Below are 26386 nucleotides of genomic sequence, written 5' to 3'. Positions count from 1 at the left end.
AACCGTAATCGTTGCACCCGTCCCGCTCTTTGTTGAGGTATCAGAGGTACACATGCCCAAGTCGAAGGTCCGCAAGAAGAACGACTTCACCGTCTCCGCGGTCAGCCGGACGCCCGTGAAAGTGAAGGTCGGGCCGTCGAGCGTGTGGTTCGTCGCCTTGTTCATCGGCTTGATGCTGATCGGCCTGGTCTGGTTGATGGTGTTCCAGCTGGCGGCCTACGGTCCGCAGGCCCCCGCGGCCCTGCACTGGATGGCGGAACTGGGTCCGTGGAACTACGCGATCGCATTCGCTTTCATGATCACCGGGTTGTTGCTCACGATGCGCTGGCACTGAACGGCCGGGATCGGGATCGACGCGCACGTAATGCATTCATCTCGCGGTCCGTTCGGTGGCGTCCCAGCAACCTACCTGCCACCCAATCACACGCGTGTGATTCATCCCCACTGTTGATAGCGTCTGTGGATAACCGCGTCTGCCGTGGTAAGGGGGTGCCGGTAGCCCATGCAGCAAACTGAGTGGGCGCCTCAGACGGCGGGAATCGCTGGTTGTGGCATTGGCGGCGTCGTGCTGGCTATCGCGACTGTGACCCTGGTCACAGACCCGCCGGGGCGGGTCATCGCGGGGATCGCCGCGGCCGGTCTGCTGTTGTTTGCTGCGGCATCGTGGCGCGCACGACCCAAGCTGGCAATCACGCCCGAGGGTTTGGTCGTGCGCGGCTGGTTCCGCACGCAGGTATTGCGCCGCGACGTCATCAAGATCATTCGCATTTCGGAGTTCCGCCGGCACGCGCGGCGGATCCGGCTACTCGAGCTCGAGACGGTCGACGGCGGGCTGCTCATCCTGTCCCGCTGGGACCTGGGCACCGACCCGCTGGACGTGCTCGACGCGCTCACCGACGCGGGTTACGCGGGCTAGCGTCTCCCGGTCCGCGAGCGTGCGCGTCTGTACGCCGACACGCCGGCTCGGCTGGCAGCGAGTGCACGCTCGCGGCCGGCCGGGCGCAGCGGCGGCGGTCAGGAGATGGTGATCGACTCGATGACGACCGGGTTGGTCGGACGGTCATTGCCGTCGGTGGCCGTCGTGGCGATCGCGTCGACGACGCCCTGCGAGTCGGGGTCGATGACCTCACCGAAGATCGTGTGGCGGCGGTTCAGGTGCGGGGTCGGGCCGACGGTGATGAAGAACTGCGAGCCGTTGGTGCCCGGGCCGGCGTTGGCCATCGCGAGCAGGTACGGACGGTCGAACTGCAGCTCGGGGTGGAACTCGTCAGCGAACTTGTAGCCGGGGCCGCCGCGGCCGGTGCCGGTCGGGTCACCGCCCTGGATCATGAAGCCCCGGATCACACGGTGGAACACCGCGCCGTCGTAGAACGGGCCCGACGGACCACCCGATGCGTTCTGGGTGGAGTACTCCTTGGTGCCCTGCGCGAGGCCGACGAAGTTGGCGACGGTCTTGGGCGCGTGGTTCCCGAACAGGGCGACCTTGATGTCTCCGCGGTTGGTGTGCAACGTGGCGGTAGCGGTCTGAATGGGGCTGTTAGTCACGGCACCACAGTCTGCCACTAGCGGCGGCCCGGCCCGCAGGCGGTGCCGTCGGCGACGCGCCAGGGGCGGACCCTCTAGCTCTGGGGGCTCGGTACCTGATAGGACTGCGTAGGACTTGAGCAGTACATCGAAAGGCGGCAGATGAGCCAGAAGGCGGAAGCCTCGTTGACACCACGCGAGCGACTGACCCGTGGCCTGACCTACTCGGCGGTGGGACCCGTGGACGTCACTCGCGGCGTGGTCGGTCTCGGGGTGCAGTCAGCCCACTCCACCGCGACGGAGGTCCGCCGCCGTTACCGGGAGGGCCGGCTGGCACGGGAGCTCGCGGCCGCCCAGGAGACGATCGGCCAAGAGCTCGCGGCCGCGCAGGAAGTGGTCGCGAACCTGCCGCAGCTGCTGCAGGACGCCCGCCGCAATCAGCGCCGCAGCAAGAAGCCGTGGCTGATCGCGGGAGGGGCTGTCGTGGTGCTGGCCGGCGGCGCGGTGGCCTTCAGCCTGGTGCGGCGCTCGTCGAAGCCCGAGCCCTCGCCGCGCCCGCCGAGCGTGGACGTGCAACCGCGCCCGTAGGGTGCGCGCTCGGGAAATCCTGGAAAAGTGGAGCTGTTCAGCGTCGGTTGATGGTTGACGTTTCTACGTCGGTTGATCCTTGACACTCTGGGTTATGGGTTAGGCCTGTTCGCGGGTGCGGAAGGCCCGTTTGTTTCTTACCTCGCCGCGGCTGGTGCGCGCGACAGTCTTGACCAGTTCATCGCCGATGAAGAACCGCAGGAGCTCACCGTCGACATGGACATCGCAGCGGGCCCCGGCGTGATGTGCTCCCAGGCAGACCTGCTGCCAGGCCACGCTGACTACCCCGTTGGTCGTCACGCGCCGGCTGACCCAGTCGTCTCCGCTGCGGTCCTCGCGGCTTTTCCGCGACTCCGATGGGGCAGTCAGCACCGCCCCCGCGGCGAATCTTTCCGCCGGGGTGGCCATCTCCAACGCTTGATGCGGACGGGTGTTGTTGTAATAGTCGACCCATTCATCCAGGGCCTGCTGGGCGGCCTTGAGGTTGGTGAAAGGTCTTTGCGTGCTGAGGAATTCAGCACGCAAGCTGCGGTGAAACCGCTCGATCTTGCCGGTCGTGGTCGGAGACCGGGGCTGGGTCAGCAGGTGCTCGATACCGTTCTCGCGGCAGATCGCGTCGAAGAGAACCTCCACCGGGGGGTGGTGAAATCGGCCGGTGAAAACCTTGCCGTTATCGGTCAACAGCTGATGAGGTACCCCGTAGGCCGCCAGCGCGGCCCGCAGCCCGTCGCACACCGCCCGCGTGCGTTCAGCGGCCATCAACCGCGCAGACACACACATCCGGGAATGATCATCGAGACCGGTCAAGGCTTTGGCGCTGGTGCCATCGACCAACGGGAAACCACCCACCACGTCCATCTGCCACAACTCCATCGGCGCCCCGCGTTCCCACCGTTTCCACTTCCGCGAACGCCGATCCCGCAACGCCGGATCGATCATCCCGGCCCGCACCAACGCCCGATACGCCGCCGACTCCGAGGGCACCGGACGCACCCCACGCCTCTCAAGCTCAAAGACCAACCGCCGCGGACCCCAATACGGTCGCGACCGCCGCAACTCCAACAACGCGGCCTCCACCGCCGCCGACATCTGATGCGGACACGACACCGGCCGATGCGACCGATCCACCAACCCCTCCAGGCCCTCAGCCTCATACCGGGCCAACCAGGCATGCAGCGTTTGCCGCGACACCCCCGTCTTCTCGGCCGCCTGACTAATCGACAAGCCGTCGGCAATCACTGACATCACGGCCTGATACCGCTGCTCGGCCACGGTTAACTCCCTCATCTAGGGAGTGTCAAGGATCAACCGAAACAACTGTCAAGCATCAGCCGAAACACTGTCAGGCATCAACCGAAGCCGAAACGTGAAGCATCAGCCGAGCTAATACACCTGGAAAAGTGGAGCCTAGGGGAATCGAACCCCTGACACCCGCCTTGCAAAGGCGAATCATGCTGCTGTTCAACGGGTTACGGCTTGGTCGACGTGCGGAAATACACAACCGCGGTTAACAGTAGTTATCTGTAACTGTGGTCAGATTGTGGCCACGATGTGTCCGAGCATGTCGCACCAGATCGCCGACTGCGCACGGGCGATTCAGCCGTGAGCGGACCGGGGACTATCGATGAGGCGAGACTAGTTGGAAATTTGGGCGGATATTCCGCCCTACTGTGAAACGTCTTCCCACTCGGCAGAAAGTTGGTCGGCCAGTGACCAGAATGCGGATTCAACGCGTACATAGTCACCCCTGTTGGACACGGAGCGAACGAGACCGACTTGATCGAGCTTGCCAAGCTCTTTTGAACACTGATCGATGCCGGTCATCGTCACGATCTGTCCAGTCGAGAACTCTGGCTTGGCGAGGCGACCGATCGCAGCCCAGATCCGAAGCGCCTCCAACCTGCCAAAGAGTCTCTTGGACCGCGAGTCGATGTTCACTCTTCCAGCTTCCTGATGCTAATTTCCAAATTAGAAACTAGATATTGAGCATACGCTGCCGGAGTCACGGCAACAACGACTAGAGTCGATGTTCGAACGCGCATTCGAACAGAGTTTCGAAGAAGGGGAATCATGGTGATCGCAGGAGCGACCCCGGTGCGGTATGAACTGATGAGTGGGGGCGCCGAACTTGTCGACCTGTCGCTGCTTGCCGCCCGAACCGCGGTAGCTCTTCGACGCGTGGCTGACGGAGGCTGTCTTGCCGTGGAAGACGAAGGCGCCCTGCGCGGGATGGCACAGCTGCTGGGAGAGGCCGCTGAAGCTGTCGACTTCTTCGGATCTAGCGGCAATGTAGGAACACCACCGAGTGCGGCATTGGCGCCCCAGTTGGACGCCACGATCGGCGCGGTCCTAGATGAACCGATGCACCCCGCAGATGCCACGGCAATATCCCATAGGCTTATCCAGCTGTCGGAGCGTCTTCGATGCGTTGCGGAACCGTGGCGGCCCGATGAGGCTGAAGAACTTAGTCGATACTTCAGTGGTTTAGCACGATCCGCCCTAAATCAGACGGGAAGTGTCGGTGAAGTGACGACCGCGCTTTGACGACGTGGTATCGGCTGCAACTGCTTCAGAACTTCGACGCGCTCTACTTCTGCGTGCCGCTGAACTAGAGCATATAACTGGCAATTTGCGCGGCCAGTTAGGTGCGTCGCGCGGATCTCTCAACGATGCGTTGTTACTCGCCGAATCACTGCCGGAGCTTATGCGGGATGTTGTAGAGCAAGAAATGACTCGCATATCAGACCCTGACCTTCAGATACCGATTTTGCAGCCGCTACTGCGGCACCTGAACCAAGTCCTGGACTTCGTCGAGAAGCATCTCGCTCATGGAACTAGACGAGAACTGTCCGAAGCCTTGGGCGATGAGGTCCGACAAGAGCTAGCCGATCTTGGCGTCGCGGACCACCAAGTCGTTCTATCACACGGCGCCGCCAACAACTTTGACACCACCTATGGCGATCTCAGCAAGGTGTTTTTCGGCCCGGTTGCACTGGATCCTAGCCAGATACCCGCTGTTTCAAAGTTCGCACTGTTCAGGGTGCCTCGGCTCGAGGGGGCTAGTGTTCAGTGGCGCCCAGTTGTTTTGGGCCATGAGGCAGCTCATGTCGCGGTGACGGACAAAGATGCTGTAAAGGCGTTCGACATACCGAGCAAGTTCGACTATGCCGCGGCCGGCGCCCTACCCAACCCGGCAGCCGGACCCAACAACTTGCCACTACTAATCGCGCTCGGGCTGTTCAAGATCGCAACGTTCTGGGCAACAGAGCTAATTTGCGACCTCGAGGCATTGCACCGGTTTGGGCCGGCCGCTGTCGCGTCGCTTGCCGAATTCCTCGAAGTCATCGGAGCGATGGAAGTATTGATGCCGACGCATCCGCCCGGCCTCCTTCGCATCCGACTGTTGCTCGACCAGATCGGTAGCGTTAGCGATGCGCGATTGAACTCCATTGTGGCACCGTGGGCTGATCGCATACCTCCGAACATCTCCTTCACAGAGGGTTGGGCCCAATATCTAGTTGATTTTTTCATTCTGCACCGAGCGTCGCTCAATGCCGCTGTTTCAGTTCTGGCTACAGAAGCATACGAATTCGAGGACCGATCCGAATGGGTCCACGCCATTGCAGATCGTCTCGCAGTCGGTTTGCCTGGTCGCGAAAGCCTATCGGATGCCGGCACCACTGAAGTCTCCGAAAATGCCGACGTTGTCAACGCTGCGTGGCTCGCTCGAGTAGAAGGGGCTATGACACCGTTCGATCAGCTCGCCGAAAAGACCCTTGAGTCAGTGCAATTCGTTCGCAAGTGGCTTGCAAGTGGCGGACAGATACCCTCCGAGATCCAAGAATTGCGCACCGATGCCGACGAGGTTTTGGCGGCCGAAGCTGGTCTGTCCGTTCTGTCGGAGGACTGTCTATTACGCCGGATGCAGCTTGACGACCAGGCCAAGGGCTTGGTCGTCGCGCCGGCACTTGATCTCCCCAAGGGCACCGGAATTGATCTCCGGTTGGGTACTAGGTTTATCGTCTTCCGACGGACGGCAACGGCATCTTTCGATCCACTCGCAGAGGAAGACGACCCTCGTGCAATCCAGATGTTTGTTGAGTTGTCGCATAGGGAGAGGTTTGTCCTCCATCCGCAAGAGGTCATCCTCGGCGCGACACTTGAGTATCTTGGCATTCCCGACGACCTCTCGGGACAGGTAATTACGCGCTCTAGCTACGGCAGACTTGGTCTGCTTTCCGCGACTGCCGTCCAGGTTCACCCAGGATTCAGAGGTTGTCTCACATTAGAATTGGTCAACCTGAGCACCATCCCGATCACACTCACACCGGGTGAACGAATCGCACAGCTAATCCTTTGGAAGACGGGCCCGGTCCAACCCTCCACGGACAAGTACACGTACCCGATAGGCCCGCAGTTCTCACGAGTGAGGGCGGATTCGGAGTCGAGCATCCTTCGCAAGCTCCGCTCTTAGGCCATGTTCGCCAGCCCATTCGTCATAGATCGTTCCGCTCATGCCAGGACTGCGCCGAACGCTTCTGCCACCGCGACATCGCCGTAGCCCGCGCATCTATCGCCGCTCTGCCGCCCAAGAAACCCCACCGAATGGCTTGCAGGAAGACGCGGAAAAACGGGCGAGACGCGCACGCAGGATGGGAACCGCTATGGCGTCTCGGTGCGGCGGTCGGCCCGGGGATTACCCGGTGGGGTGGGTCCACCGCCGTTGGACACCTGATCATCTGCAACTGTGGGCGGAAGTGGTCCGTCAACCATCTGAAACGATGTCTGTGCCACGAACGATGAAGTGCACCAACACGTCGTCGCCTGGGTCGAATAGTCGGCCAGGAGTTCCATCCTCAAACTCCACCGTCAACTGGCCACGGTCGGCTAGCGCCGATCCGAAGTGGTCGCTGACAGACTTAACTTTTCTGGCGAAGTGGGCAGGCACGCCATCGACCCCGTGCTGCACGACATTGTCGTCAATGAATAGCGGCCAGTACCGGCGCTGGTAGTCCGCTAAATCCGAGGCTTTGACTGTTTGGGTCATGATGACGGTGCAGCTGGGATCAGGTTGCATAGGCAAGAACGATAAGCCGAAACCGCGATTGAACTACCCCTGACCAGCGTGCCCGTGTATGAAACTCGGGCTTGAAAAAGATTTGAGTTTTGCACAGACCGGCAGGCCCTATGCGGAACGGCGCGGCGTGCCGCTCCCTGGGGGGTCACCCCGCCAGGAGGTCTCAGCCCGCTCCGCAAGGCATAGGCGATGCGAGAGGGAGCCCAATTTTTTCTTCGCGAGGGAGGTGAGACCGGGTGGGCGGGTTGCCCGTGGGGTGGTCTAGCTTCGCCCCGCAGGGCATAGGCGTCCGTTTTTGCGCGGAGCTTTTTCCGCCACGGCATCGGCCACTGCGCCGCACGGTCTCCGTCCGGGTGGAAAAAAGCGGCGGGGAGAGATAGCCGCCTATGCCTTGCGGAGCGGGCCGGTGGGGGGCTGGGGGTCAGTGGCCCTACCCCCTCTGACAGATCGAGAGGTCCTCGCGGCGGCGGGGCGCAGGTGCCGGCTCGGGCCGTGCTGCAGTTGCCGTCTTGACCGTCCTTCCATCTCAACTCACGATGGTTGACGCCCTGCCGCCGTTTGGTCATTGCGCGTACCCCATGCCGCGGCGTAGGAAGTCGGCGAATGTCGTGGACGGCGACGGCGCAGGACGCTCTACGGTCCGACCCTCACTGGGCACGTAGCCCGGGGCTAGATCTCGCGCCAGTGCCGCATGGGCCTCGAACGGATCTGCGCCGTCGAGTATCTCGTCCACGCCGGTGTCGCTACTGCCGACGTCAGGTGTGGCGGCATCTCCGGACGCGTGTGCCCGCAACAGCTCGATGATGGTCTCGGTCAGATCGGACATGCCGATCTCCTTTCGGTCAGAGGGTCGCCGATGGCGCGTGGTCAAAGATGTAGTCCGACTCGGCCTGGCGCTGCAGTCCGTACGGCTGGCCGTCGGGGTTGTTCTCGATCTCGCCGTAGCTGTGATCGCGCATCCCCATATCGGGTGTGCTCATACCGATCGCGTACATGAAGGCGGTGTGGCGCTCGCGACGGGTCGCTACCTCACCGATGTGTGCTAGGCGCAATCCCAGGGGCCGCAATGCATCCCATTCAGCCAAGGTCTGCGGGACGCTGCTGTTGAAAGTCTTCAGCGCGTCCTGGACCTGGTCGCGGGTGGTAGCGGCCTGCGGCGCCAGGACAAGCCAGACGATATCGGGGCCAATGGCTTCGGCTTCCTGGGCGGCATCGCCGATGACCGCGCGCTGCATCAGGACGTTGGACAACTCGCTGGCGACGCGCAACGCCGAGGTGTGGGCGGCAACGTCCTCGTCTGACTCGTGGCCGGTGAGCGCGCGTGGTGCATCGGCATGGGCGTCAAAGGCCTTCAGCAGGTCGTCGAATACGGTGACCAGGCGTCCGGTGATGTCGGCAATCGCTGCCAGGCCGGCGGCTGCGACCTCCCTCTCCCAATGCAACACCAGTTCGTCGATCACGTCGCGGCGGGCGGCCTCTTGGCACCGGACCCCTACGGCGGCGTCGATCCACTTCGTGATGTCTTTGGGCTTGGCTGGGGACGGTGGGATGGTGGGCACGGCGCGTTGGGCTTCGCGGCACGCGGTAAGCATCGCGTAGGCGTCGTTGTATGCCTGGGGTCGCGGCCAGCCGTGCACGTCGCTGATGCCGATGACGTTATTGGCCTTCCGCAGAGCGGCCAGGACGCCGGGTTTGGCGATGCCGGTGTTGCTGTTCAACGTGTTTGCCTTTCTTGCGCGTACTCGATGACGGTCTGTCGGCGGAATATCCAGCGCCCGTTCACGTTCCGCCCGCCCAGTTTGTTGCTTATCGTGCGGACCCAGCGAGTGGAGCAGTTGAGAATTTCGGCTGCGCCAGCTGAGTTGACCAACTCCAGTGTCACCAATTCGCGCTCAGGCGTTGAGAATCCACTTCCGTGCGCGGAAGCGATCAGTTGCTTGAGGAGGGTGTGCATTCCCTTCGGGATGGGCTGTCCGCCGAGGGTGCGTCGCGTCACGAGGTCGCGGGTGGCGTACAGGGTGAGGCGTACCTGCTCGGGGGTCAGCTCCATCAGTCCGCTTTCGGTGGCCGCCCGGCTGGCCCGCTTAACCGGAGTTGCCCGGCAATGACGCCGAGCGGCCGTTTGGCTTCAGGCAGCGATGTCAGCCAGTCGGCACAGCGATCCAGGGCCGGGCACCGGTCACACAGGCCCAGGGCTTGGGCGTGACGCGCCTGGGCGTGCTCCCCGAGATCAGCCGGGTCGAACAGGCGATGCCGACCACGACAGCGCGCACCGGGCAGTGACGGGGCACCGGCGAGGGCCTCGATGAGAACGGTGTACGGGTTCGTCATCCGGCCCGCTCTCGTTCGCTCGGTACCCGATGATCGTCGGCAGCGATGGTGCCGTTGTGCACCACCGTGAGTGCGTAGTTGGTCGTCGTCTTCTTCGGCGGCACCGGGCGCTCCGGGGCGTCGATGCAGTCATCACAGAAGGCTGCTGTGCTGGCTGTTGGAAGGCTGACGTAGCAACGCTGGCAAACTCCTACACGGGCTGGCGTCACGGGCTCCTCTTTTATCTGGGCGCTCGAAGGTGGATCTTCGGCATTCGGCCCCTGGGTGTACGAACTGGGGAGATTCGACGGGGCAATGCCTCCGGGTTGTTCACCCTGAACAAGTAGTTCACCCTGTCTGAACTGCGCATATTGACCCTGAACTAGTTGTTCACCCTGAACTTTCAGCGTCAGCCGGTACCGTGTTCCACGTTCGACCGGTACAGACTCAACAACGCGTTCTGCAGCTAACTCGGCGATAGCCTGGTCAAACAGGTCGCGTCGATCACGCTTTCCTTGCCGGCTCCGCAGCTCATTGCCCGCTTGTTCGCCATCGCGCTCGAGCGTCCGTACGATGCTCCGCTTGACGCTGGCGAGCAGCCGCGAGTCGTAGACCTCATCGCCCACCGCCCGCGCGACAGCTCGATCGTGGATCTTTGCTCGATCCGCTTTCTTTGCCTCGCTGAGGATCCATTCGCGGGTCCGATCAGAGACCGCCATCACCGTTGCCGACAGCTCCCAGTCCGTCTGGGACACCACCGAGCGGTGGTGCATGATCGCCAGCAGTGCGGCCACCTTGCAGCGGGTCAGCATCCAGTGCCCGTTCAGCGGGTCGGCGTCCCCGCGCTGGCGGGCGATGTGCGCGGCGATCACCCTCTGAGTGATCTCGGGCGGTCCGTAGACGATCTCGACCACGCCGTCCTCTGCGGGCTTCCACAGCGGTAGTGCCGTGTCCAGCGGTGCGGGATCTGGTGAGTTGGTGTCCGGCATGTCCGGGTCGGTGGTGGGTGACCACAGAAATCGCTGCGGGGTGCCGCCGGTGGTGTCGTTGAAGATGACGCCGGTGTGACCGGGTTGGGCACCGACCGACAGACAGCACCGGTAGGAGTGGGCGGGCACTATCCGGCTGGTCGCTTTGGAGGCGTTGGATTGGCCGAGTTGTTCGCCCATCGCCATCGACTTGAGCTGAGCGAGCAGGATGGAGCCTTGGCGGGAGGCGATCCCCGACAGCGTGTCGATCTCGGGGATGTTGAAGATCGCCGCGGTGATCGGTTCGTTGTCTTCGTCGGGCTTGTCAGGCTGTTTGAAGGCGGCGGCGACGCCCTCCCCGCTACCGATCGGCAGCTCGAGTATTGGCGCAGGCCACGCCATCCGCCCGACCTTGTCCGAAATGCCCTTGCCTCCGCCGGAGGCACTGACGAACGCGCACAGCAGGTTCAGGCTGGCACGGCCGCCGATGACACCGGGGAGCCGGACGTGCGGGCCGACGCTGGCCGCGACCCGCAGGAGCACGGCGAAGAAGACCGCCCACGGCGCTGCGTACCGGGCCCTGGCCCAGTAGTAAATCCTGGTGAGCTGTTCGCTGCCAGATTCAAGGAAGAACTGCTCGGTGTCGATCACGCTGACCTCCGGGGAATGTAGGCCTCGCGTCGGCGGCCGATGGCGCGTGCGGTGGCTGACCAGTCTGCTGATCCAGCAATGGCTTTCGATGCTTCGGCGAATTGCTCCTGAGCGGTTTCCACCCTCAGAACGTGGTGTTCGCCAGCGATCGCTACCGAGAGCAGCTTGCGGGGGTCGCCGTCAGCCAGGGCGCACCACGACGGTGTTCCGGGGGCCGGTATCTGGCCGTAGTTCGCCTGCTGCACAACAGCTTCAAGGAACTCGTGGACCGGCCACCACGCACACTGCTGAGAAGGCGGAGCACCGGCCCACTGGGGGCCGGCTTCCGTCTTCGATGACCCGCTCATTCTGCTGGTCCGATGATGAACTGGTCACCGTCGATCCGCTGCACCAGGAATTCCTGCTCGCTGACGCAGGCTGGACACGTTGCGGCGTAGGTCCATTTGCCGCTGCTGACTCGGACCTCCTCGCTACCGTCGCAGGTCCGGCATTCCCCGTCGCTTCGGCACTCGCGCAGCAGCTCGGCGGCTTTGTACGAAATGCCGCCGAGATCCGACAACACATCGGGATGGGTGGCCACCACATCGGCCACACCGGCGGTATCCGGTAGTCCCTCGATGTAGGCCTCAAATCCGACTTCCAGCGCCCTGTCGTCTCGTTCGTCCCAGTACGCGAAGCGACGCACGACTGCCACGAGCTCTGCAACGCGCACCTCGGCGTAGGTGTCCCAGCGAAACACCGGATCATCACCTGGTTTTGGTGCCGGCACTGGCGGCAGGTCAAACCGCTTGACCTCGAGCTTGGTCATAAAACAGCGCTCAGTTGACGTTACGGTCATCGCGCACCATCGATCTCGTCGCAGGCGGCAAGCAAGCTACCAGCCAGTCGGCGCGCCTCAGCCAGTGTCAGCTGGACATCTACGTCAACGCTGCAGTGGCTGTTCTCAGTGGGCCGGTAGAGGTTGAGCTTGACGGTGGGCAGCGCGTGCCACCCGCGAAACGCATACACGGTGATACCCGGCGCGGCGAATAGCTCGTCGTCATGCAGGGGCAGGGCTGGTGCGCCGTCCTCAAGGCCCAGGATTACCTTGCGCTGAGGACCCCAACAATCTTGGTCAGCACGGAGAGAGTTGAAGGGGTGTCCATTGGCGTCGGTGCACCAGCCTGCGCACGCGATCCGATCTGCTGCCGCGAGCAGCTGCTCATGAAGGCCAGTGCCGGTCATCGCGACACCGCCTCGGCGTCGAGGGATTCGGCGACGCGGTCGATCAGGATCGAAGCCTGGCGAAGGTGTCCGAGAGCCGTCACGAGGTCGACGATTGCGAACAACGGAGCATCATTGGGCAGTATCCGGAATGCGCTGTTGGCGTCGTTGCGAGCCAGGGTCAGCATGTTGGCGGTCTGGTCGAGCAGTAATCGCAGATCGAGATGTACCGGCTCGGCGCCGGCGGTTGGTAGAGTCACTGGTGAACTTCCTTTCTGGTGAGGGGTTGGTTCAGAAGGCCTCGGGGCGGCAACCCTGGGGCCTTCAACATTTCGGTGGCGTCGTCATCCACCAGGCCGCGATCCTCGATCGCATCGCGGTCGGCCTGAGTTGTGTGGGGATGGCTCATTTAGGCGGCGTCACCGCCAATGCGGTTGTCCGCCAAGAACTTCAGAACATCAGCGCGTAGATAACGGACTCGCCCGCCGATCTTGACGTGTGGAATGCCGCGTCGCCGGTAACGGTCCTGTGCTAACGCGTCCACCGTGGTCTGGAGGACTCCTGCAACTTGGGCTGCCGTGGCGATTGACGGCAGATCCTCTGGTAGGAGCAGTTCTGCCATGTCTATCCTTTCCGATAGGTGTCATTATCAGTATTGATATGACTGTTCATCAGATTGCATAACATTGGCCGTATTGTCAAGCATGGTGTGGTGTGTTATCAGTTCTGATGTCGTATGGTGAGCCGCATGGGCCTAGACGAAGCGCCGGGCAAGTCATCGAAGTCAGCGGGCAGACCACTCGGCGCAACCGGCGACACAGTTCGCAGGAACATTCGAGACATAAGAGATCGCAAGGGCATTTCTGGTCCCGAACTGTCTTCGAGGCTCGATAACCTTCATCGTCCGATCCCACCGTTGGGGATCCACCGGATCGAGAGTGGCCAGCGGCGAGTAGATGTGGACGATCTCGTGGCAATCGCTCTCGCACTGGATGTTTCGCCCGTGAGTCTGCTTATGCCCCACGCCGTCGAAGCAACGGAACGGGTTCGCATCACCGGAATCAAGAACGCACTGGAGGCCGAACAGGTCTGGGAGTGGCTCACAGCCAACCTTTCACTCCGGGGCCGTGATGAATTCATGCAATTTCTCAACGAGGCATGGCCTGCCTGGAAGGTTGGGCCTCTCAACGAGGCCGCCGCCGCCGCGTTCGAGGAGCAGAAGCAGCAGCTGGAACGGCAGAGGCAAAAACGTGGCGACGATTGAGAAGTACGAGACATCCTCCGGCGCAATGCGTTATCGGGTCCGCTACCGAACCCCAGATCGTCGTCAGTCCACGAAGCGTGGTTTTGAGACCAAGCGGGATGCACAAGCCTGGGCCGACCAACTCGAGGTCGACAAGCGCCGCGGTGTGTACGTCGCACCGGCCGCCGGCCGGATCAAGCTGGGGGAGTACGCCCAGTCGTGGCTGGACTCCAAGCACAAACTGTCAGAGTCGACCCGTTCCCGCTACCAGGGGGTGCTCGATTCCGCGGTTTCTAGATACGCCGATGTTGCCCTGGGCGACATCAGTCGGCGGTTCGTTCGTGAGTGGGTTGCGGATCTGAGCGTGGATCTTGCGCCGGCATCGGTCCACAAGACGGTCGGTGTCGTCCGCCAGGTGCTCGCGATGGCCGTTGAGGACAACCGCTTGGCGATGAATCCGGTCGACGGGGTCGAACTGCCGTCTGTACGTGCGGCCGAGCAGCGTTTCCTCACGCTCGAACAGTTGCACGCGCTAGCCGACGGTGCGGGCGCTCACCGACCGTTGGTGTACGTGCTTGGCACGTGTGGTCTGCGATTCGGGGAAGTCGCCGAGCTGCGCTGGCGAGACATCGACGTAGACAAGCGCCGGATCAGGGTGTCGCGATCGGTGACCCTGGTCGACGGGACGTTCGTCGTAGGGTCGCCGAAGAACGGCAAGGCCCGCACCGTGAGCGTGCCTGCGTTCGTCGCCGAGCTGCTGGTGCCGGGGGCGCCGGACTCGCTTGCTTTCCCCGACACCGCGGGCGGATACATGCGGGGGAGCAATGTGCGTCGGCGGTGGTGGTCGAGTGCGGTCACGGCGGCCCAGCTGTTCCCCCGGGCGGTAACGGACGCGGCCGGGAAGCAGGCCGTGGTCTACGAGTTCAAGCTGCACGAGCTCCGGCACACTGCGGCATCCCTAGCGATCCAGGCCGGCGCGAACATCAAAGCCCTGCAGAACATGCTGGGCCACGAGTCCGCGGGGCTGACCCTGGACCGCTACGGCCACCTATACGGATCGGATGTCGAGGCCGTTGGAGTGGCCATCAACGCTCTATTGACTCGTGATTGTGGTCAAAATGTGGTCACGGACCCAATATCAGGCCTGCCACAGGACCTACCGGATAGCGCCTGAGCAGCGCTTTTGATCTGTGGAGCCTAGGGGAATCGAACCCCTGACACCCGCCTTGCAAAGGCGGTGCTCTACCAACTGAGCTAAGGCCCCTCTGGGTTGTCCGGCACGTCGCCAGGGGTTACTTCGGGCGCCATGTGCCAGACCTCGACGTCGCGGCGGGATCGGACCACCGCCGCCGCACCGAGGGCGGCGGCCGCTGCCAGGGGCAGCGCCAATTTCACACGACGTCTTGACGGGCACATGATCGTGGGCCTAGGAGGACTCGAACCTCCGACCTCTTCGTTATCAGCGAAGCGCTCTAACCGCCTGAGCTATAGGCCCGTACTGCCAGTACGGCCGAGCGACGAGATTACCGCACGGGCCGCCTGACTCCCAAAACGTCCCCAGCTAGTCCCGATCTGCCAGGGTCACTTCGATCCCACCGATGAGATCGGTGGTCAGGTTGTAGACAAAAGCGGCGATGGTGGCCATCGCGGTCATCAGCACGATGTTGACCAGGCCGATCAGCACAGCCCCGCCGAAAATCGTTCCGCTCGAGACGAGTTCGCCGCTGCTGCCGCTGGTGTTGTTCAGCAGATCGCCGACGTTGCTGTTCAATTTCGACCACACGCCCATGCCGCCGAGCACCAGGTAGAGGAATGCCACCGCGATCATCCACACGAAGAAAAGCGCCACCGACAAGAGCAGCGACACCTTGAGGGTGCTCCACGGGTCGATGCGCCGGATCTGCATGCTGGCCCGCACCGGACCGCGACCGCGTCGGGAGCCCACGGCCACGCCCCGCGCTTCCCGCGCCTCACCGGCGGCCGGGCGTGCGGTGGACGTCGACGGTGTCTCCGCGGGTCGTTCGGGCTTTCGCTGGGTGGCACGCGGAATCGGACCGGAGAGATCCGGCAATTCGCTGGCATATGCCTCGGCGGGTGGGTTTTCACTGCGCACGGCTGGGACCTCCGCCGGTGGGCCGGGCGTCGGTGTCGACGTCCCGGAAATGAAACGGTTCAGCCGAGCTTCGGAGCTGGTGGGCGTCCGGACGTCGGTGGGCGGGTCGGCGGCGGGCCGAGACCCGCTTTGAGACGTTTGAGACCCCGCGCGGGCCGCACCCCGCTGCCACGGCGGCGAGTCTGCACCCTCCGGAAGGCGGCCGGGGCCCGTCGTCGCACGGTGCGCGCCGGCGCGTTCGCCCGGCCCGTCCCCGTTCGGGTTGTCACCCTGACTGGGGCCGCCCGGCTCGTTCGGTGAACTCACCCCGACTCCTTACATGTCTGCTCAGGTAGCTGAGTCTATGCCGGGTTCGCGGCGTGCCGGCCCCCCGCCCGGTCAGCTACCCGCCTCTTCGCCCTCCACCTCGGCGTCCGCGCTCTCCTCGGCGTTGCGCGCGATGGCCAACAAGGTGTCGCCCTCGCCCAGATTCATCAACCGGACGCCCTTGGTCTGTCGCCCGGCTTTGCGGACCTGCTTGGCGGTGGTCCGGATGACCCCGCCGACCGAGGTGATGGCGTAGAGCTCGCTCTCATCGTCGACGATCAACGCGCCGACCAGCCGGCCACGCCGGCGGTCGTACATGATGGTCAGCACACCCTTCCCGCCGCGGCCCTGCACCGGGTACTCCTCGATTCCGGTGCGCTTGGCGTAGCCGCCGGCGGTGGCGACGAGCAGGTAGGTGCCTTCCCGGACCACATTCAACGACAGCAACCGGTCGTCGGTGTTGAATCGCATGCCCTGCACGCCGGAGGTGGCGCGGCCCATCGGCCGCAACGCCTCGTCGGTCGCCGAGAACCGGATGGACTGGCCGTTTGCCGACACCAGCAGCAGGTCCTCTTCGGCAGAACACAGCACCGCACCGACGAGTTCGTCGCCGTCGCGCAGGTTGACCGCCACGATGCCGCCGGACCGGTTGGAGTCGAAATCGGTGAGCTTCGACTTCTTCACCAGCCCGTTCTGGGTGGCCAACACCAGGTACGGCGCATCCTCGTAACTCTTGATCTGGATGACCTGGGCGATGCGCTCCTCGGGCTGGAATGCCAGCAGGTTCGCCACGTGCTGGCCGCGCGCGGTACGCAGGGCCTCCGGCAGCTCGTAAGCCTTGGCCCGGTACACCCGGCCCTGGGTGGTGAAGAACAGGATCCAGTCGTGGGTCGAGCAGACGAAGAAGTGCCGCACGATGTCGTCCTGCTTGAGGCCGGCGCCCTGCACACCCTTACCGCCGCGCTTCTGGCTGCGGTACAGATCGGTCTTGGTCCGCTTGGCGTAGCCGGTCTCGGTGATCGTGACGACGACGTCCTCGCGCGCTATCAGATCCTCGTCGCTGACATCCCCGTCGGCGGCGATGATCCGGGTACGACGGTCGTCGCCGTGCTTCTCCACGATCTCGCCGAGTTCGTCGCGCACGATGCCGCGCTGACGTTCCGGTTTGGCGAGAATGTCTTCCAGGTCAGCGATTTCGGCTTCGATCTTGGCCAGGTCGTCGACGATGCGCTGACGCTCCAGGGCGGCCAAGCGCCGCAGCTGCATGTCCAGGATGGCCTGGGCCTGGATTTCGTCGATGTCGAGCAACTCGATCAGGCCTTGCCGGGCGATATCAACGGTTTCCGAAGCCCGGATCAACGCAATCACTTCGTCCAGCGCGTCGAGTGCCTTGACCAGACCGCGCAGAATGTGGGCCCGCTCGTTGGCTTTTCGCAACCGGTAGGTGGTACGCCGCACGATCACGTCGAGTTGATGCTCGACGTAGTAGCGAATCATCTGGTCCAGGCGCAGGGTTCGCGGCACGCCGTCGACGATGGAGAGCATGTTCGCGCCGAAGCTGGTCTGCAGCTGGGTGTGCTTGTAGAGGTTGTTTAGCACCACCTTGGCCACGGCGTCGCGCTTGATCTCCACGACGATGCGCAACCCGACGCGGTCGCTGGACTGGTCTTCGATGTTGGAGATGCCGGCCAGCCGGCCGTCGCGGACCTGCTCGGCGATCGAGGTGATGAAGTTGTCGTGGTTGACCTGATACGGCAACTCGGTGATCACCAGTGAGGTGCGGCCGCGCGAATCCTCTTCCACCTCCACGACTCCGCGCATCCGGATGGAACCGCGGCCGGTCTTGTAGGCATCCGAGATGCCCTGGGATCCGACGATCAGACCGGAGGTGGGGAAGTCGGGACCTTTCACCCGCTCCATGACGGCGGTGAGAGTCGCCTCTTCGTCGGCGTCGTAGTTCTCCAGGCACCAGAACACCGCTTCGGCCAGCTCGCGCAGGTTGTGCGGCGGGATGTTGGTGGCCATACCGACGGCAATGCCGCCCGAGCCGTTCGCCAGCAGGTTGGGGAACCGGCTGGGCAGAACCGTCGGCTCCTGCACCCGGCCGTCATAGTTCGGGATGAAATCGACTGTCTCCTCATCGATTTCGCGCAGCATCTCCATGGCCAGCGGGGTGAGCCGGGCCTCGGTGTTGTGGCTGACGAATCCGTTGGTCAGAAACGCGTGATCGTCGGTGTCGACCCGCAAGCTGTACACGGGTTGCACGCCTGCCTCTGTGACGGAGGCGACTTTTGCGTAGTAGAAGCGTCCGTCGGTGAGGTCGGTCGCGATCGCGGACGCATCAGCGTCGTTCTCGTATGCGCGGAGGAAATCCTCAAGGCCGGGCACGTCTTCGGCCGCGACGGCCATCCGCGGTGACGCTTGAGTATCAGCGACATATGCGGCATTCATCACCGCGCAGTCACCGGGTCGAATCTCTTCGATCAGCTTCCAGAGAAGCGTTGGCACACCGCCGAAGTTCACCAGACATAGCAGCGGGTGGTTCGCAGTGCCTGTTACCTCATGCCCCTCCACCGTCCGCACTGTGAAGACAGGGTGCTCCCCAGAGTGAAAGAGCCGATCTGCGACGACAGGTGCGCCGTGCCTATCGAGCACCTTTAGATCAATCGCGTTGTCGCTATTCGCTTTAGCGTCCGGCACCACATCGGCGATCGGGACCGAACGGCCCTCCGGCAATGCCACCGAGGCATCGCCTGTGACGCAGTACCTCATGGCGGCCGGCGGGTCATTCCCCGGCGAACCGAAGTTCCCCTGCCCGTCCACCAGCGGGTAACGCAGCGACCAGGGCTGCGCCATCCGGACCAGGGTGTCGTAGATCGACGCGTCACCGTGCGGGTGGTAGTTACCCATCGTCTCGGCGACCGAGCGGGCCGACTTCGCGTGGCTGCGGTCGGGCCGGAAACCGCTGTCGTACATGGCATACAGCACGCGGCGGTGCACCGGCTTGAGACCGTCGCGGACTTCCGGCAGGGCGCGGCCCACGATCACGCTCATCGCGTAATCGATGTAGCTGCGCTGCATCTCCTGCTGAATGTCGACCGGTTCGATCCGGTCTACCGGTCCGTCACCAGGAGGCAGCGTTGTGTCAGTCATAGTTTCCTCGTCTGCTGGTTAAAACGCGGACAGGCGCTAAATGTCGTCAGACATCTAGGAAGCGAACGTCTTTGGCATTACGGGTGATGAAGCTGCGGCGCGCCTCGACGTCCTCGCCCATCAGGATCGAGAACAACTCGTCGGCCGCGGCGGCGTCGTCGAGGGTCACCTGGCGCAGCACCCGCACGGACGGGTCCATGGTGGTTTCCCACAGCTCCTTGGCGTCCATCTCGCCCAGACCTTTGTAGCGCTGGATGCCGTCTTCTTTGTTGATCTTCTTGCCGGACTTCAACCCCGCCTCCAGCAGACCGTCGCGTTCCCGGTCGGAGTAGGCGAACTCGGGTTCGGTGCGCTGCCACTTCAGCTTGTACAACGGCGGCTGGGCCAGGAACACGTGGCCGTGCTCGAGCAGCGGTCGCATGAACCGGAACAACAGCGTCAGCAGCAGCGTCGAAATGTGTTGTCCGTCAACGTCGGCGTCGGCCATCAGCACGATCTTGTGATAACGAAGTTTGGTGATGTCGAACTCGTCGTGAATCCCGGTGCCCAGCGCGGTGATGATGGCCTGGACTTCGGTGTTCTTCAGCACCCGGTCGATGCGGGCTTTCTCCACATTGATGATCTTGCCGCGCAGCGGCAGGATCGCCTGGAACATCGAGTCGCGGCCGCTCTTGGCGGAGCCGCCGGCCGAGTCGCCCTCCACCACATACAGTTCGGACTTACGCGGGTCCGTCGAGCGGCAGTCCGCCAGCTTGCCGGGCAGACCACCGAGGTCGGTGGCACTCTTGCGGCGCACCAGTTCTCGCGCCTTGCGCGCCGCGATCCGTGCCTGTGCCGACGAGACCGCTTTGTTGACAACGGTTTTGGCTTCGGAAGGGTTGGCTTCGAACCAGTGGGTGAGCTGTTCATTGCACACTTTCTGCACGAACGACTTGACCTCGGTGTTGCCCAGCTTGGTCTTGGTCTGGCCCTCGAACTGCGGTTCGGCGACCTTCACCGAGATGACCGCGGCCAACCCCTCCCGGATGTCGTCACCGGTCAGGTTCGGGTCCTTCTCCTTGAGCAGCTTCTTGTCTTTGGCGTACTTGTTGACCACCGAAGTCAGCGCACTGCGGAACCCTTCCTCGTGGGTACCGCCTTCGTGGGTGTTGATTGTGTTCGCGAAGGTGTGCACGGACTCGGAGTAGCCGCCGTTCCACTGCATCGCGATCTCGACTTCGTGGCCAGTGCCTTTGCCTTCGAAGTCGATGACGCTCTGCTGGATCGGGCTCTTGGTGCGGTTGATGTGTTTGACGAAGTCGACCAGACCACCGGGGTAGTGGAAGGTGCGCTGCTTGACCTTGTGCGGCGCCTTGGATTCGGCTGCCTTCTCTTCGGCGGACTTCGGCGCTTCGGCGGTGTCGCTGACGACCTCGTCGACGACCTCGTCCTGCTCCACCCGCTCGTCGGTGAGGTTGATGGTCAGGCCCTTGTTCAGGAACGCCATCTCCTGCAGCCGCCGCGCGACCGTCTCGAAGTCGTACTGGGTGGTTTCGAAGATCTCCGAGTCTGCCCAGAACCTGATGGTGGTTCCGGTCTTCCTGGTCGCCTCGCCCTGCTTGAGGGTGCCGGGCACGGCACGTTCGTAGTACTGCGACCACTCGTGCCCGTCGCGTTTGATGTCGACTTCCAGCCGGGTGGACAGCGCGTTGACCACCGACACACCCACGCCGTGCAAGCCGCCACTGACGGTGTAGCCGCTGTTCTCGCCGCCGAACTTTCCGCCGGCGTGCAGTTGGGTCATGACCACGTCGACGGTCGGCGCACCGGTGGCGTGCATGGCCACCGGAATCCCACGACCGTCGTCAGCGACCTCGACGCTGCCGTCGTCGAGCAACCGCACGTCTACCTTGCTGGCGTAACCGGCCATCGCTTCGTCGACCGAGTTGTCGACCACCTCCCAGATGAGGTGGTGCAAACCACGCTCCCCGGTGGAGCCGATATACATGCCCGGGCGTTTGCGGACAGCCTCCAATCCTTCGAGGACGGTGATGGCTGAAGCGCCGTATTCGTTTTGTGCCTTCTTCTTCGGGGCAGCCACGGTCGGAATGCTCTCCTTGGGGTTGCATGCGAGCGGTCGAGTCACCGCAGCGGTCGCATTGGCCTACTCTACCGTGAAGCACCGTCAGCACCGATTTTGTGGGCGCGTTTCCGCCCATCTGATTGCGCCGTGCGCTAATTTTCTTCGCTGTGGCCGCGTCCCGACGTTCCAGATAAGGGTTCGTCAATTTCTGGCGGCTCTGAGACGGCTGTGGTTTGCACCCCGTTCACTCGCCGGAACAAGCCTAGCCATAAGTGTCTCGCGGACCCCGGCCGGCGATGTGACGCGGTCCCTTCCGCCATGACGGCGCCGCCGGCCCGGTGATTTTCAGCGAGGTCACCACACCGTTGCCGACGGCGGCGGCGATCTTGGCGAGCAGCTGGGCCTGCATGAGGCGCAGCTGGGTCGCCCAGGCCGTGGATTCCGCGGTGACGCTGAGCACCCCGTCGTGGAGTGCGGACGGCGTGGCGTGCTCGGCGATCTGCGCGCCGACCACCGACGTCCAATGACCGAAGACGGTGCCCTCGGCGACATGAGTGGTCCAGCCCTGCTGCTTGGCCAAATCGCGGCTCAGCCGTCCCAGCGGCTGCGGATCCCGCGCGTCGGGACCCGGTCCCGACCAACTGCGCCGCCCGCCGGCGCCGCGCCGCCGGGGTAGTGGGGCCGCGCGGCCGCGTCCGGCGTCCTGCCCACGTTCGCGGGCCGCCGCGCGTGCCTCTTCCAGAGTTCGCCGCACCAAATCGAGGCCACGCTGAGTCACCTCATCCTGGTTTTCCTCGGTCACTCCCTCACCTCCGACACCGCACCAAGATCGCTGTCATTGAGTTCCACCTGCACCCGCCTGGCTTCCCACCCGTCGGGAATGTCTTCGGGCACCGCCGCGGTGACCAGCACCTGTTCGGCGGACTCAGCGACGGCGGCAAGTGCCCGCCGTCGCTTGGTGTCCAACTCCGCGAAGACGTCATCCAGCAACAACACCGGGTCGCTGCCGTCGGCGCGCAACAGTTCGTAGGCGGCCAGCCGCAAAGCAACCGCGAACGACCACGATTCACCGTGACTGGCGAAACCTTTAGCGGGCTGGTCGCCGAGACGCAGTTCCAGATCGTCGCGGTGTGGCCCCACCAGGCACACGCCCCGCTCGAGTTCAGCGGTCCGCCGTGCGGCCAGTGCAGTCAACAACGCGGCTTCCAGGGACTGCTGATCGGTATCCGCCACCGGCGCCACCGCATCGGTGCTGGCCCGGTAACCGATTGCGGCCGAACGTGATTCGGGAGCCAGCAGCTGATAGGCCTTCTCCACCTCCGGTGCCAACTGGTTCACCAGATCGATGCGGGCGGCCATCAGTGCCGCCCCGTGCTCGGCCAGCCTGCTGTCCCACACTTCCAAGGTGTCCAGTGCGCCCTGGTCACCGCGGAATCGGGCGCCGGTCAACGATTTCAGCAATGCGGTGCGCTGCCGCAGCACCTTGTCATAGTCCGCGCGCACTCCGGCGATCGTCGGTCGCCGCACCGTCGCCAAATCGTCGAGGTAACGGCGGCGATCCGAAGGATCGCCGCGCACCAACGCCAAGTCCTCCGGAGCGAACAGCACCGCCCGCAGCACGCCGACCACCTCGCGCGTACTGCGTACCGGCGAGCGGTTCAACCGCGCCTTGTTCGCCCGGCCGGCGGCGATCTCGAGGTCCACGGCACATTCCCGGCCCTCATTGACCACGATGGTCGAGACCACCGCGCGGTCGGCGCCGGCCCGGATCAGCGGCGCGTCAGTACCCACCCGATGCGAGCCTAGGGTGCTTGAATACCAAAGCGCCTCAAGAAGATTCGTCTTTCCGAAGCCGTTTCGGCCGACGAATACCGTGCGACCCGGCTGCAGATCGAGGTCCGCGTGGGCCCACGACCGGAAATCCCGCAATACCAAATGCCGGACGTACACGCCCCGACCGATCAGCCCGGCAGCCGCACCGGCATCAGCAGATACACGTAGTCCGTCGGCGCCGCGGCGAACGGACCGCTGCCGCTCGGCACCGGGTCATCGGCCGACGCGGGCCGCAACAACGCCGGTTTACCCGGCGTGGTGAACCCGAACGACACTCGCTCGGAGTGCAGCGAGCCCAGGCCGTCGGTGAGATACGTCGGGTTGAACGCGATCGTCAACGGCTCGCCGGCGTAGTCCACCGCGAGGTCTTCCTCGGCACGACCGACATCGTCGGCCCCGGCGGACAGCCGCAACATTCCGTCCGCGAATTCCATGCGGATCTGCGCGCCCCGGTCCGCCACGAGTGCCACAAGCTTGATCGCCTCGGTCAGTTCGGCGACGTTGATGGTCGCCACCGCGGTGTGCTCGGCCGGCAACAGCTGGCGGAATTTCGGGAATTCCGCGTCCAGCAGTCGGGTGGTGCTGCGCTTGCCGTTGCCGGTGATGCCCAGCAGACCGTCCTTGCCCACCCCGGAGCCGGCGCCCAGCGACAGCCGAACCTCCGAGCCGTCGGCTCCGGCCTTGGCCGCCTCGGCCAGGGTCTTGGCCGGTACAAGCACCGCCGCCTCGATGTCCGGCGACAGCGCCGACCAGGTGAGCTCGCGCACCGCCAGGCGGAACCTGTCGGTGGCCGCCAAAACCACCGTCTCGCCGGAGATCTCGACCCGGATGCCGGTCAGCATGGGCAGCGTGTCGTCGCGGCCGGCGGCGATGGCGACCTGTCCGATCGCCTCGGCGAACAACTCGGCGGGCAGCGTGCCGGTCTCTTCGGGCAGCGTCGGCAGGGTCGGGTAGTCCTCCACGGCCATCGTCGGCAGCGAAAATCTGGCGCTGCCGCAGGTCAGTGCCACGCGGTTGCCGTCGACGTAGAAATCCACCGGCTTGTTCGGTAGCGCCCTGGTGATGTCCGACAACAGCCTTCCGGACACCAAAACGCTTCCCGGCGAAGCAATTTCAGCGGCAACCTGTACCTCGGAGGAAACCTCGTAGTCGAACCCGGAGATCGTCAGGCCGTCGTCGGTGCCGTTGAGCAACACCCCGGAGAGCACCGGGACGGTCGGCCGGGACGGCAGATTCTTGGCTACCCATGACACCGCTTCGGCGAAGGACTCCCGCACCAAACGAAATTTCAAGTCGGTGACAGCCCGTGTTGTAGCCGCGTCCATTGCGTCCCTTCACCTAACGTGACGTTCAAATCCGTGCCCAGCTCCCCCGCCGGCGTTGGGGACCCTCCGTGACGAACGCCGCTGGCGAGGTGATTCGCCATGACGGCCGAAACGGCAGTCGAACAACAACCGTAGAGCTTCTGAGGCCAACTTGAAAGCTAATCGTCCGCGCTGACAAGGCGGGTTCGGGGCTGCTCTGCGCATCCGTCAGGACGGATGTCCCCAAGCGTGTTCTTCAAAGAAGAAATGACCAAGAGATCTCAATATCAGTATTAAGGGCTGTGCAAGCTGGGGACAGTTCGCTCTTGGCGCAGCGTGCGGGCCAGATGGGGTTGTGGATGACCGTGGGCGAGGCTGTGGGGTCCGCGGTGCACGACTGGGGACGAATCGTTGATGTGCACCGGGGGATGGGTGCTGCACTCCAGTTTGTGGGGTTTGTTCACAGGGCTGCTCACACGGCCACGGTGATACGGGTGTGACTCGAGGGAGAGAAGTTTTTTGCCGGAAATCCGACCGGAAGGGGCGTTTCAGCGCTTGGAGCGCTGCCGGATCCGAGTGGTGAGTTCCTTGACGTTGTCGAAGATCTCGCGGCGCTCGGCCATCTCGTTGCGGATCTTGCGTTCGGCGTACATCACCGTGGTGTGGTCGCGGCCGAAGGCCTGACCGATTTTCGGCAGCGAGAGGTCGGTGAGCTCGCGGCACAGATACATCGCGATCTGCCGAGATTGCGCGAGTGGACGGGCCTTGCCCGGGCCCCGTAATTCCTCGACGGTGGTGTCGAAGTATTCGGCAGTGGCGGCCATGATGGTGGCCGCGCTGATCTGCATCCCGCTGGCATCGGCGATCAGGTCACGCAACACGATCTCGGCCAGTGACTTGTCGATCGCGGTCTTGTTCAGCGACGCGAACGCGGTGACCCGGATCAGCGCACCCTCGAGTTCGCGGATGTTGCGTTCGATGCTGCTGGCGATGAGTTCGAGGACATCGTCGGGCACCGCCAGCCGTTCGACTTGTGCTTTCTTGCGCAGGATGGCGATGCGGGTTTCCAGATCGGGTGGCTGGACGTCGGTGATCAGTCCCCACTCGAAGCGGGTACGGAGCCGGTCTTCCAGGGTGGCGAGTTGCTTGGGCGGGCGATCGGAGGAGATGACGATCTGCTTGTTCGCGTTGTGCAGCGTGTTGAAGGTATGGAAGAACTCTTCCTGGATGCCGTCCTTGCCCTCGATGAACTGGATGTCATCGACCAGCAGCACATCGACATCGCGGTAGCTGCGCTTGAACGACACCTTGCGGTCGTCGCGCAGCGAGTTGATGAAGTCGTTGGTGAATTCCTCGGTGGAGACGTATTTGACCCGCATCCCCGGGAACAGCCGCTGCGCGTAATTGCCGGCCGCGTGCAGCAGATGTGTCTTACCCAGACCCGACTCGCCCCAGATGAACAGTGGGTTGTAGGCCCGGGCGGGTGCCTCGGCGATTGCCAGGGTGGCAGCGTGGGCGAACCGGTTGGAGGAGCCGATGACAAAGGTGTCGAAGGTGTAGCGCCGGTTCAGGCTGGTGCCGGATGCGGCCGCGGTGTCGGTGGCCGTCGGGCGTTCGGCGAAATAGCTCGGCCAGTTCTGCCCCGGCCCCACCACGGTGTCGCCTTGGTCGTCGTCGGCGATGGGATCCTCGGCCCGCTCGAGATCCTCGACGGGGGGAGGGGCGTCCGAGGGGGAGAACGCGCCGTCGTCGTCGTTCGGCGGGGGAGCGATGCGCACGCCGAGTTGGATTTGTTGTCCGAGGCGACGGCTCAGTGCGTCGGTGATCGGGGTGCGCAGGTGGCGTTCGATCTCGTTCTGGACGAACACGCTCGGCACCGAGAGCAGAGCAAACCCCTCGACGATGGTGAGGGGTTGCACGAGTTTCAGCCACGCCCTTTGCTGGGCGGTCAACGGAGAGGTGAGAGCCGAGCCATTGCCGGCCTCACCATTGAGCTCGGAGACGACCGCGTTCCATACCGGGGCGAATCCGGAACCGGGGTCATCGGTCAA

General features: G+C 63.8%; 27 protein-coding genes and 3 tRNA genes. 8 read left to right on the top strand and 22 right to left on the bottom strand.

Annotated elements, in window-relative coordinates; translation table 11 throughout:
* The first annotated feature begins 52 nt into the window (after positions 1-52).
* On the top strand, positions 53-334 hold the full coding sequence (gene crgA / locus C0J29_RS00150) for a cell division protein CrgA (protein WP_055578119.1): 282 nt from the start codon (positions 53-55) through the stop codon (positions 332-334).
* Between the two features lie 168 nt (positions 335-502).
* Positions 503-916, top strand: coding sequence for a PH domain-containing protein (locus C0J29_RS00145; RefSeq protein ID WP_065047662.1), 414 nt, complete (start codon positions 503-505; stop codon positions 914-916).
* A 98-nt stretch (positions 917-1014) separates the two neighbouring features.
* Here C0J29_RS00145 and C0J29_RS00140 read toward each other — a convergent pair whose 3' ends face one another.
* Entirely contained in the window at positions 1015-1563 is a 549-nt protein-coding gene (locus C0J29_RS00140; RefSeq protein ID WP_065047660.1) for a peptidylprolyl isomerase, read from the bottom strand.
* A 123-nt stretch (positions 1564-1686) separates the two neighbouring features.
* Here C0J29_RS00140 and cwsA point away from each other — a divergent pair, with 123 nt between their 5' ends.
* Positions 1687-2112, top strand: coding sequence for a cell wall synthesis protein CwsA (cwsA, locus tag C0J29_RS00135; RefSeq protein ID WP_120791154.1), 426 nt, complete (start codon positions 1687-1689; stop codon positions 2110-2112).
* A 99-nt stretch (positions 2113-2211) separates the two neighbouring features.
* Here cwsA and C0J29_RS00130 read toward each other — a convergent pair whose 3' ends face one another.
* The 3 genes from C0J29_RS00130 to C0J29_RS00125 all read right to left on the bottom strand — a co-directional run bounded on the left by C0J29_RS00130 (position 2212) and on the right by C0J29_RS00125 (position 4050).
* On the bottom strand, positions 2212-3399 hold the full coding sequence (locus C0J29_RS00130; protein WP_120791153.1) for an IS481 family transposase: 1188 nt from the start codon (positions 3397-3399) through the stop codon (positions 2212-2214).
* A 114-nt stretch (positions 3400-3513) separates the two neighbouring features.
* A tRNA-OTHER gene (locus C0J29_RS32610) sits at positions 3514-3577 on the bottom strand.
* A 200-nt stretch (positions 3578-3777) separates the two neighbouring features.
* The gene (locus C0J29_RS00125) at positions 3778-4050 is read right to left on the bottom strand and encodes a hypothetical protein (protein ID WP_162951360.1); all 273 of its coding nucleotides are present in this window, start codon (positions 4048-4050) and stop codon (positions 3778-3780) included.
* Between the two features lie 132 nt (positions 4051-4182).
* On the opposite strand from C0J29_RS00125, the gene C0J29_RS32605 reads away from it, so the two are divergent.
* Positions 4183-4656 (top strand): hypothetical protein, encoded by a 474-nt coding sequence (locus C0J29_RS32605; protein ID WP_162951359.1) that lies wholly within the window; start codon positions 4183-4185, stop codon positions 4654-4656.
* Positions 4657-4741: 85 nt separating this feature from the next.
* Positions 4742-6586: a dCTP deaminase gene (dcd, locus tag C0J29_RS00120; RefSeq protein ID WP_162951358.1), complete on the top strand. Its 1845-nt coding sequence runs from the start codon at positions 4742-4744 to the stop codon at positions 6584-6586.
* A gap of 291 nt (positions 6587-6877) precedes the next feature.
* On the opposite strand, the gene C0J29_RS00115 is transcribed toward dcd, so the two are convergent.
* The 9 genes from C0J29_RS00115 to C0J29_RS00070 all read right to left on the bottom strand — a co-directional run bounded on the left by C0J29_RS00115 (position 6878) and on the right by C0J29_RS00070 (position 12581).
* Positions 6878-7189, bottom strand: a complete 312-nt coding sequence (locus tag C0J29_RS00115; protein WP_120791150.1) for a hypothetical protein — start codon at positions 7187-7189, stop codon at positions 6878-6880.
* A gap of 562 nt (positions 7190-7751) precedes the next feature.
* Positions 7752-8015, bottom strand: coding sequence for a hypothetical protein (locus C0J29_RS00110; protein WP_120791149.1), 264 nt, complete (start codon positions 8013-8015; stop codon positions 7752-7754).
* A 16-nt stretch (positions 8016-8031) separates the two neighbouring features.
* Positions 8032-8907 (bottom strand): hypothetical protein, encoded by an 876-nt coding sequence (locus C0J29_RS00105; protein WP_120791148.1) that lies wholly within the window; start codon positions 8905-8907, stop codon positions 8032-8034.
* Complete coding sequence (locus C0J29_RS00100; RefSeq protein ID WP_120791147.1) at positions 8904-9239, bottom strand: MerR family transcriptional regulator; 336 nt, start codon at positions 9237-9239, stop codon at positions 8904-8906. The genes C0J29_RS00105 and C0J29_RS00100 overlap by 4 nt, the downstream gene beginning before the upstream one ends.
* Before the next feature lie 277 nt (positions 9240-9516).
* On the bottom strand, positions 9517-11118 hold the full coding sequence (locus C0J29_RS00090; RefSeq protein WP_174814877.1) for a hypothetical protein: 1602 nt from the start codon (positions 11116-11118) through the stop codon (positions 9517-9519).
* Positions 11115-11465, bottom strand: coding sequence for a DUF2742 domain-containing protein (locus C0J29_RS00085; protein ID WP_120791145.1), 351 nt, complete (start codon positions 11463-11465; stop codon positions 11115-11117). The genes C0J29_RS00090 and C0J29_RS00085 overlap by 4 nt, the downstream gene beginning before the upstream one ends.
* Complete coding sequence (locus C0J29_RS00080) at positions 11462-11926, bottom strand: hypothetical protein (protein ID WP_120791144.1); 465 nt, start codon at positions 11924-11926, stop codon at positions 11462-11464. The genes C0J29_RS00085 and C0J29_RS00080 overlap by 4 nt, the downstream gene beginning before the upstream one ends.
* A 26-nt stretch (positions 11927-11952) precedes the next feature.
* Positions 11953-12342 carry a hypothetical protein gene (locus tag C0J29_RS00075; protein WP_120791143.1) on the bottom strand — a complete coding sequence of 130 codons (390 nt, stop codon included), beginning with the start codon at positions 12340-12342 and terminating at the stop codon, positions 11953-11955.
* Entirely contained in the window at positions 12339-12581 is a 243-nt protein-coding gene (locus C0J29_RS00070; protein ID WP_120791142.1) for a hypothetical protein, read from the bottom strand. Before C0J29_RS00070 ends, C0J29_RS00075 begins: the two co-directional genes overlap by 4 nt.
* A gap of 2 nt (positions 12582-12583) precedes the next feature.
* Between C0J29_RS00070 and C0J29_RS32600 the strand changes: the two genes are divergently transcribed.
* The 3 genes from C0J29_RS32600 (at position 12584) to C0J29_RS00055 (ending at position 14738) form a co-directional block, all read left to right on the top strand.
* Entirely contained in the window at positions 12584-12790 is a 207-nt protein-coding gene (locus C0J29_RS32600; protein WP_162951346.1) for a hypothetical protein, read from the top strand.
* A 267-nt stretch (positions 12791-13057) separates the two neighbouring features.
* Positions 13058-13585, top strand: a complete 528-nt coding sequence (locus tag C0J29_RS34285) for a helix-turn-helix domain-containing protein (RefSeq protein WP_120791140.1) — start codon at positions 13058-13060, stop codon at positions 13583-13585.
* A complete protein-coding gene (locus C0J29_RS00055; protein WP_162951356.1) occupies positions 13572-14738 on the top strand; it encodes a site-specific integrase in 1167 nt (388 codons plus the stop codon). The genes C0J29_RS34285 and C0J29_RS00055 overlap by 14 nt, the downstream gene beginning before the upstream one ends.
* 17 nt (positions 14739-14755) lie before the next feature.
* On the opposite strand, the gene C0J29_RS00050 is transcribed toward C0J29_RS00055, so the two are convergent.
* The 9 genes from C0J29_RS00050 to dnaA form a co-directional block, all read right to left on the bottom strand.
* Positions 14756-14828 (bottom strand) — tRNA-Ala (locus tag C0J29_RS00050).
* A gap of 157 nt (positions 14829-14985) precedes the next feature.
* A tRNA-Ile gene (locus C0J29_RS00045) sits at positions 14986-15059 on the bottom strand.
* Positions 15060-15125: 66 nt separating this feature from the next.
* Positions 15126-15983, bottom strand: a complete 858-nt coding sequence (locus tag C0J29_RS00040) for a DUF3566 domain-containing protein (RefSeq protein WP_120791138.1) — start codon at positions 15981-15983, stop codon at positions 15126-15128.
* A gap of 72 nt (positions 15984-16055) precedes the next feature.
* Complete coding sequence (gyrA, locus tag C0J29_RS00035) at positions 16056-19136, bottom strand: intein-containing DNA gyrase subunit A (RefSeq protein WP_120791137.1); 3081 nt, start codon at positions 19134-19136, stop codon at positions 16056-16058.
* 46 nt (positions 19137-19182) lie between these two features.
* The gene (gyrB, locus tag C0J29_RS00030) at positions 19183-21216 is read right to left on the bottom strand and encodes a DNA topoisomerase (ATP-hydrolyzing) subunit B (RefSeq protein WP_065047651.1); all 2034 of its coding nucleotides are present in this window, start codon (positions 21214-21216) and stop codon (positions 19183-19185) included.
* Positions 21217-21460: 244 nt separating this feature from the next.
* A complete protein-coding gene (locus C0J29_RS00025; protein ID WP_065047648.1) occupies positions 21461-22000 on the bottom strand; it encodes a DUF721 family protein in 540 nt (179 codons plus the stop codon).
* Positions 21997-23148, bottom strand: a complete 1152-nt coding sequence (gene recF / locus C0J29_RS00020) for a DNA replication/repair protein RecF (RefSeq protein ID WP_065165106.1) — start codon at positions 23146-23148, stop codon at positions 21997-21999. The genes C0J29_RS00025 and recF overlap by 4 nt, the downstream gene beginning before the upstream one ends.
* 11 nt (positions 23149-23159) lie before the next feature.
* Positions 23160-24356, bottom strand: coding sequence for a DNA polymerase III subunit beta (gene dnaN / locus C0J29_RS00015; RefSeq protein ID WP_120791136.1), 1197 nt, complete (start codon positions 24354-24356; stop codon positions 23160-23162).
* A gap of 527 nt (positions 24357-24883) precedes the next feature.
* Positions 24884-26386 carry a chromosomal replication initiator protein DnaA gene (gene dnaA, locus C0J29_RS00005; RefSeq protein ID WP_120791134.1) on the bottom strand — a complete coding sequence of 501 codons (1503 nt, stop codon included), beginning with the start codon at positions 26384-26386 and terminating at the stop codon, positions 24884-24886.

The sequence above is a fragment of the Mycobacterium paragordonae genome (assembly GCF_003614435.1).
Classification (GTDB): Bacteria; Actinomycetota; Actinomycetes; order Mycobacteriales; family Mycobacteriaceae; genus Mycobacterium; species Mycobacterium paragordonae.
Note: the sequence above shows the minus strand (reverse complement) of the source record. Positions and strands in the feature narration are given on the sequence as shown.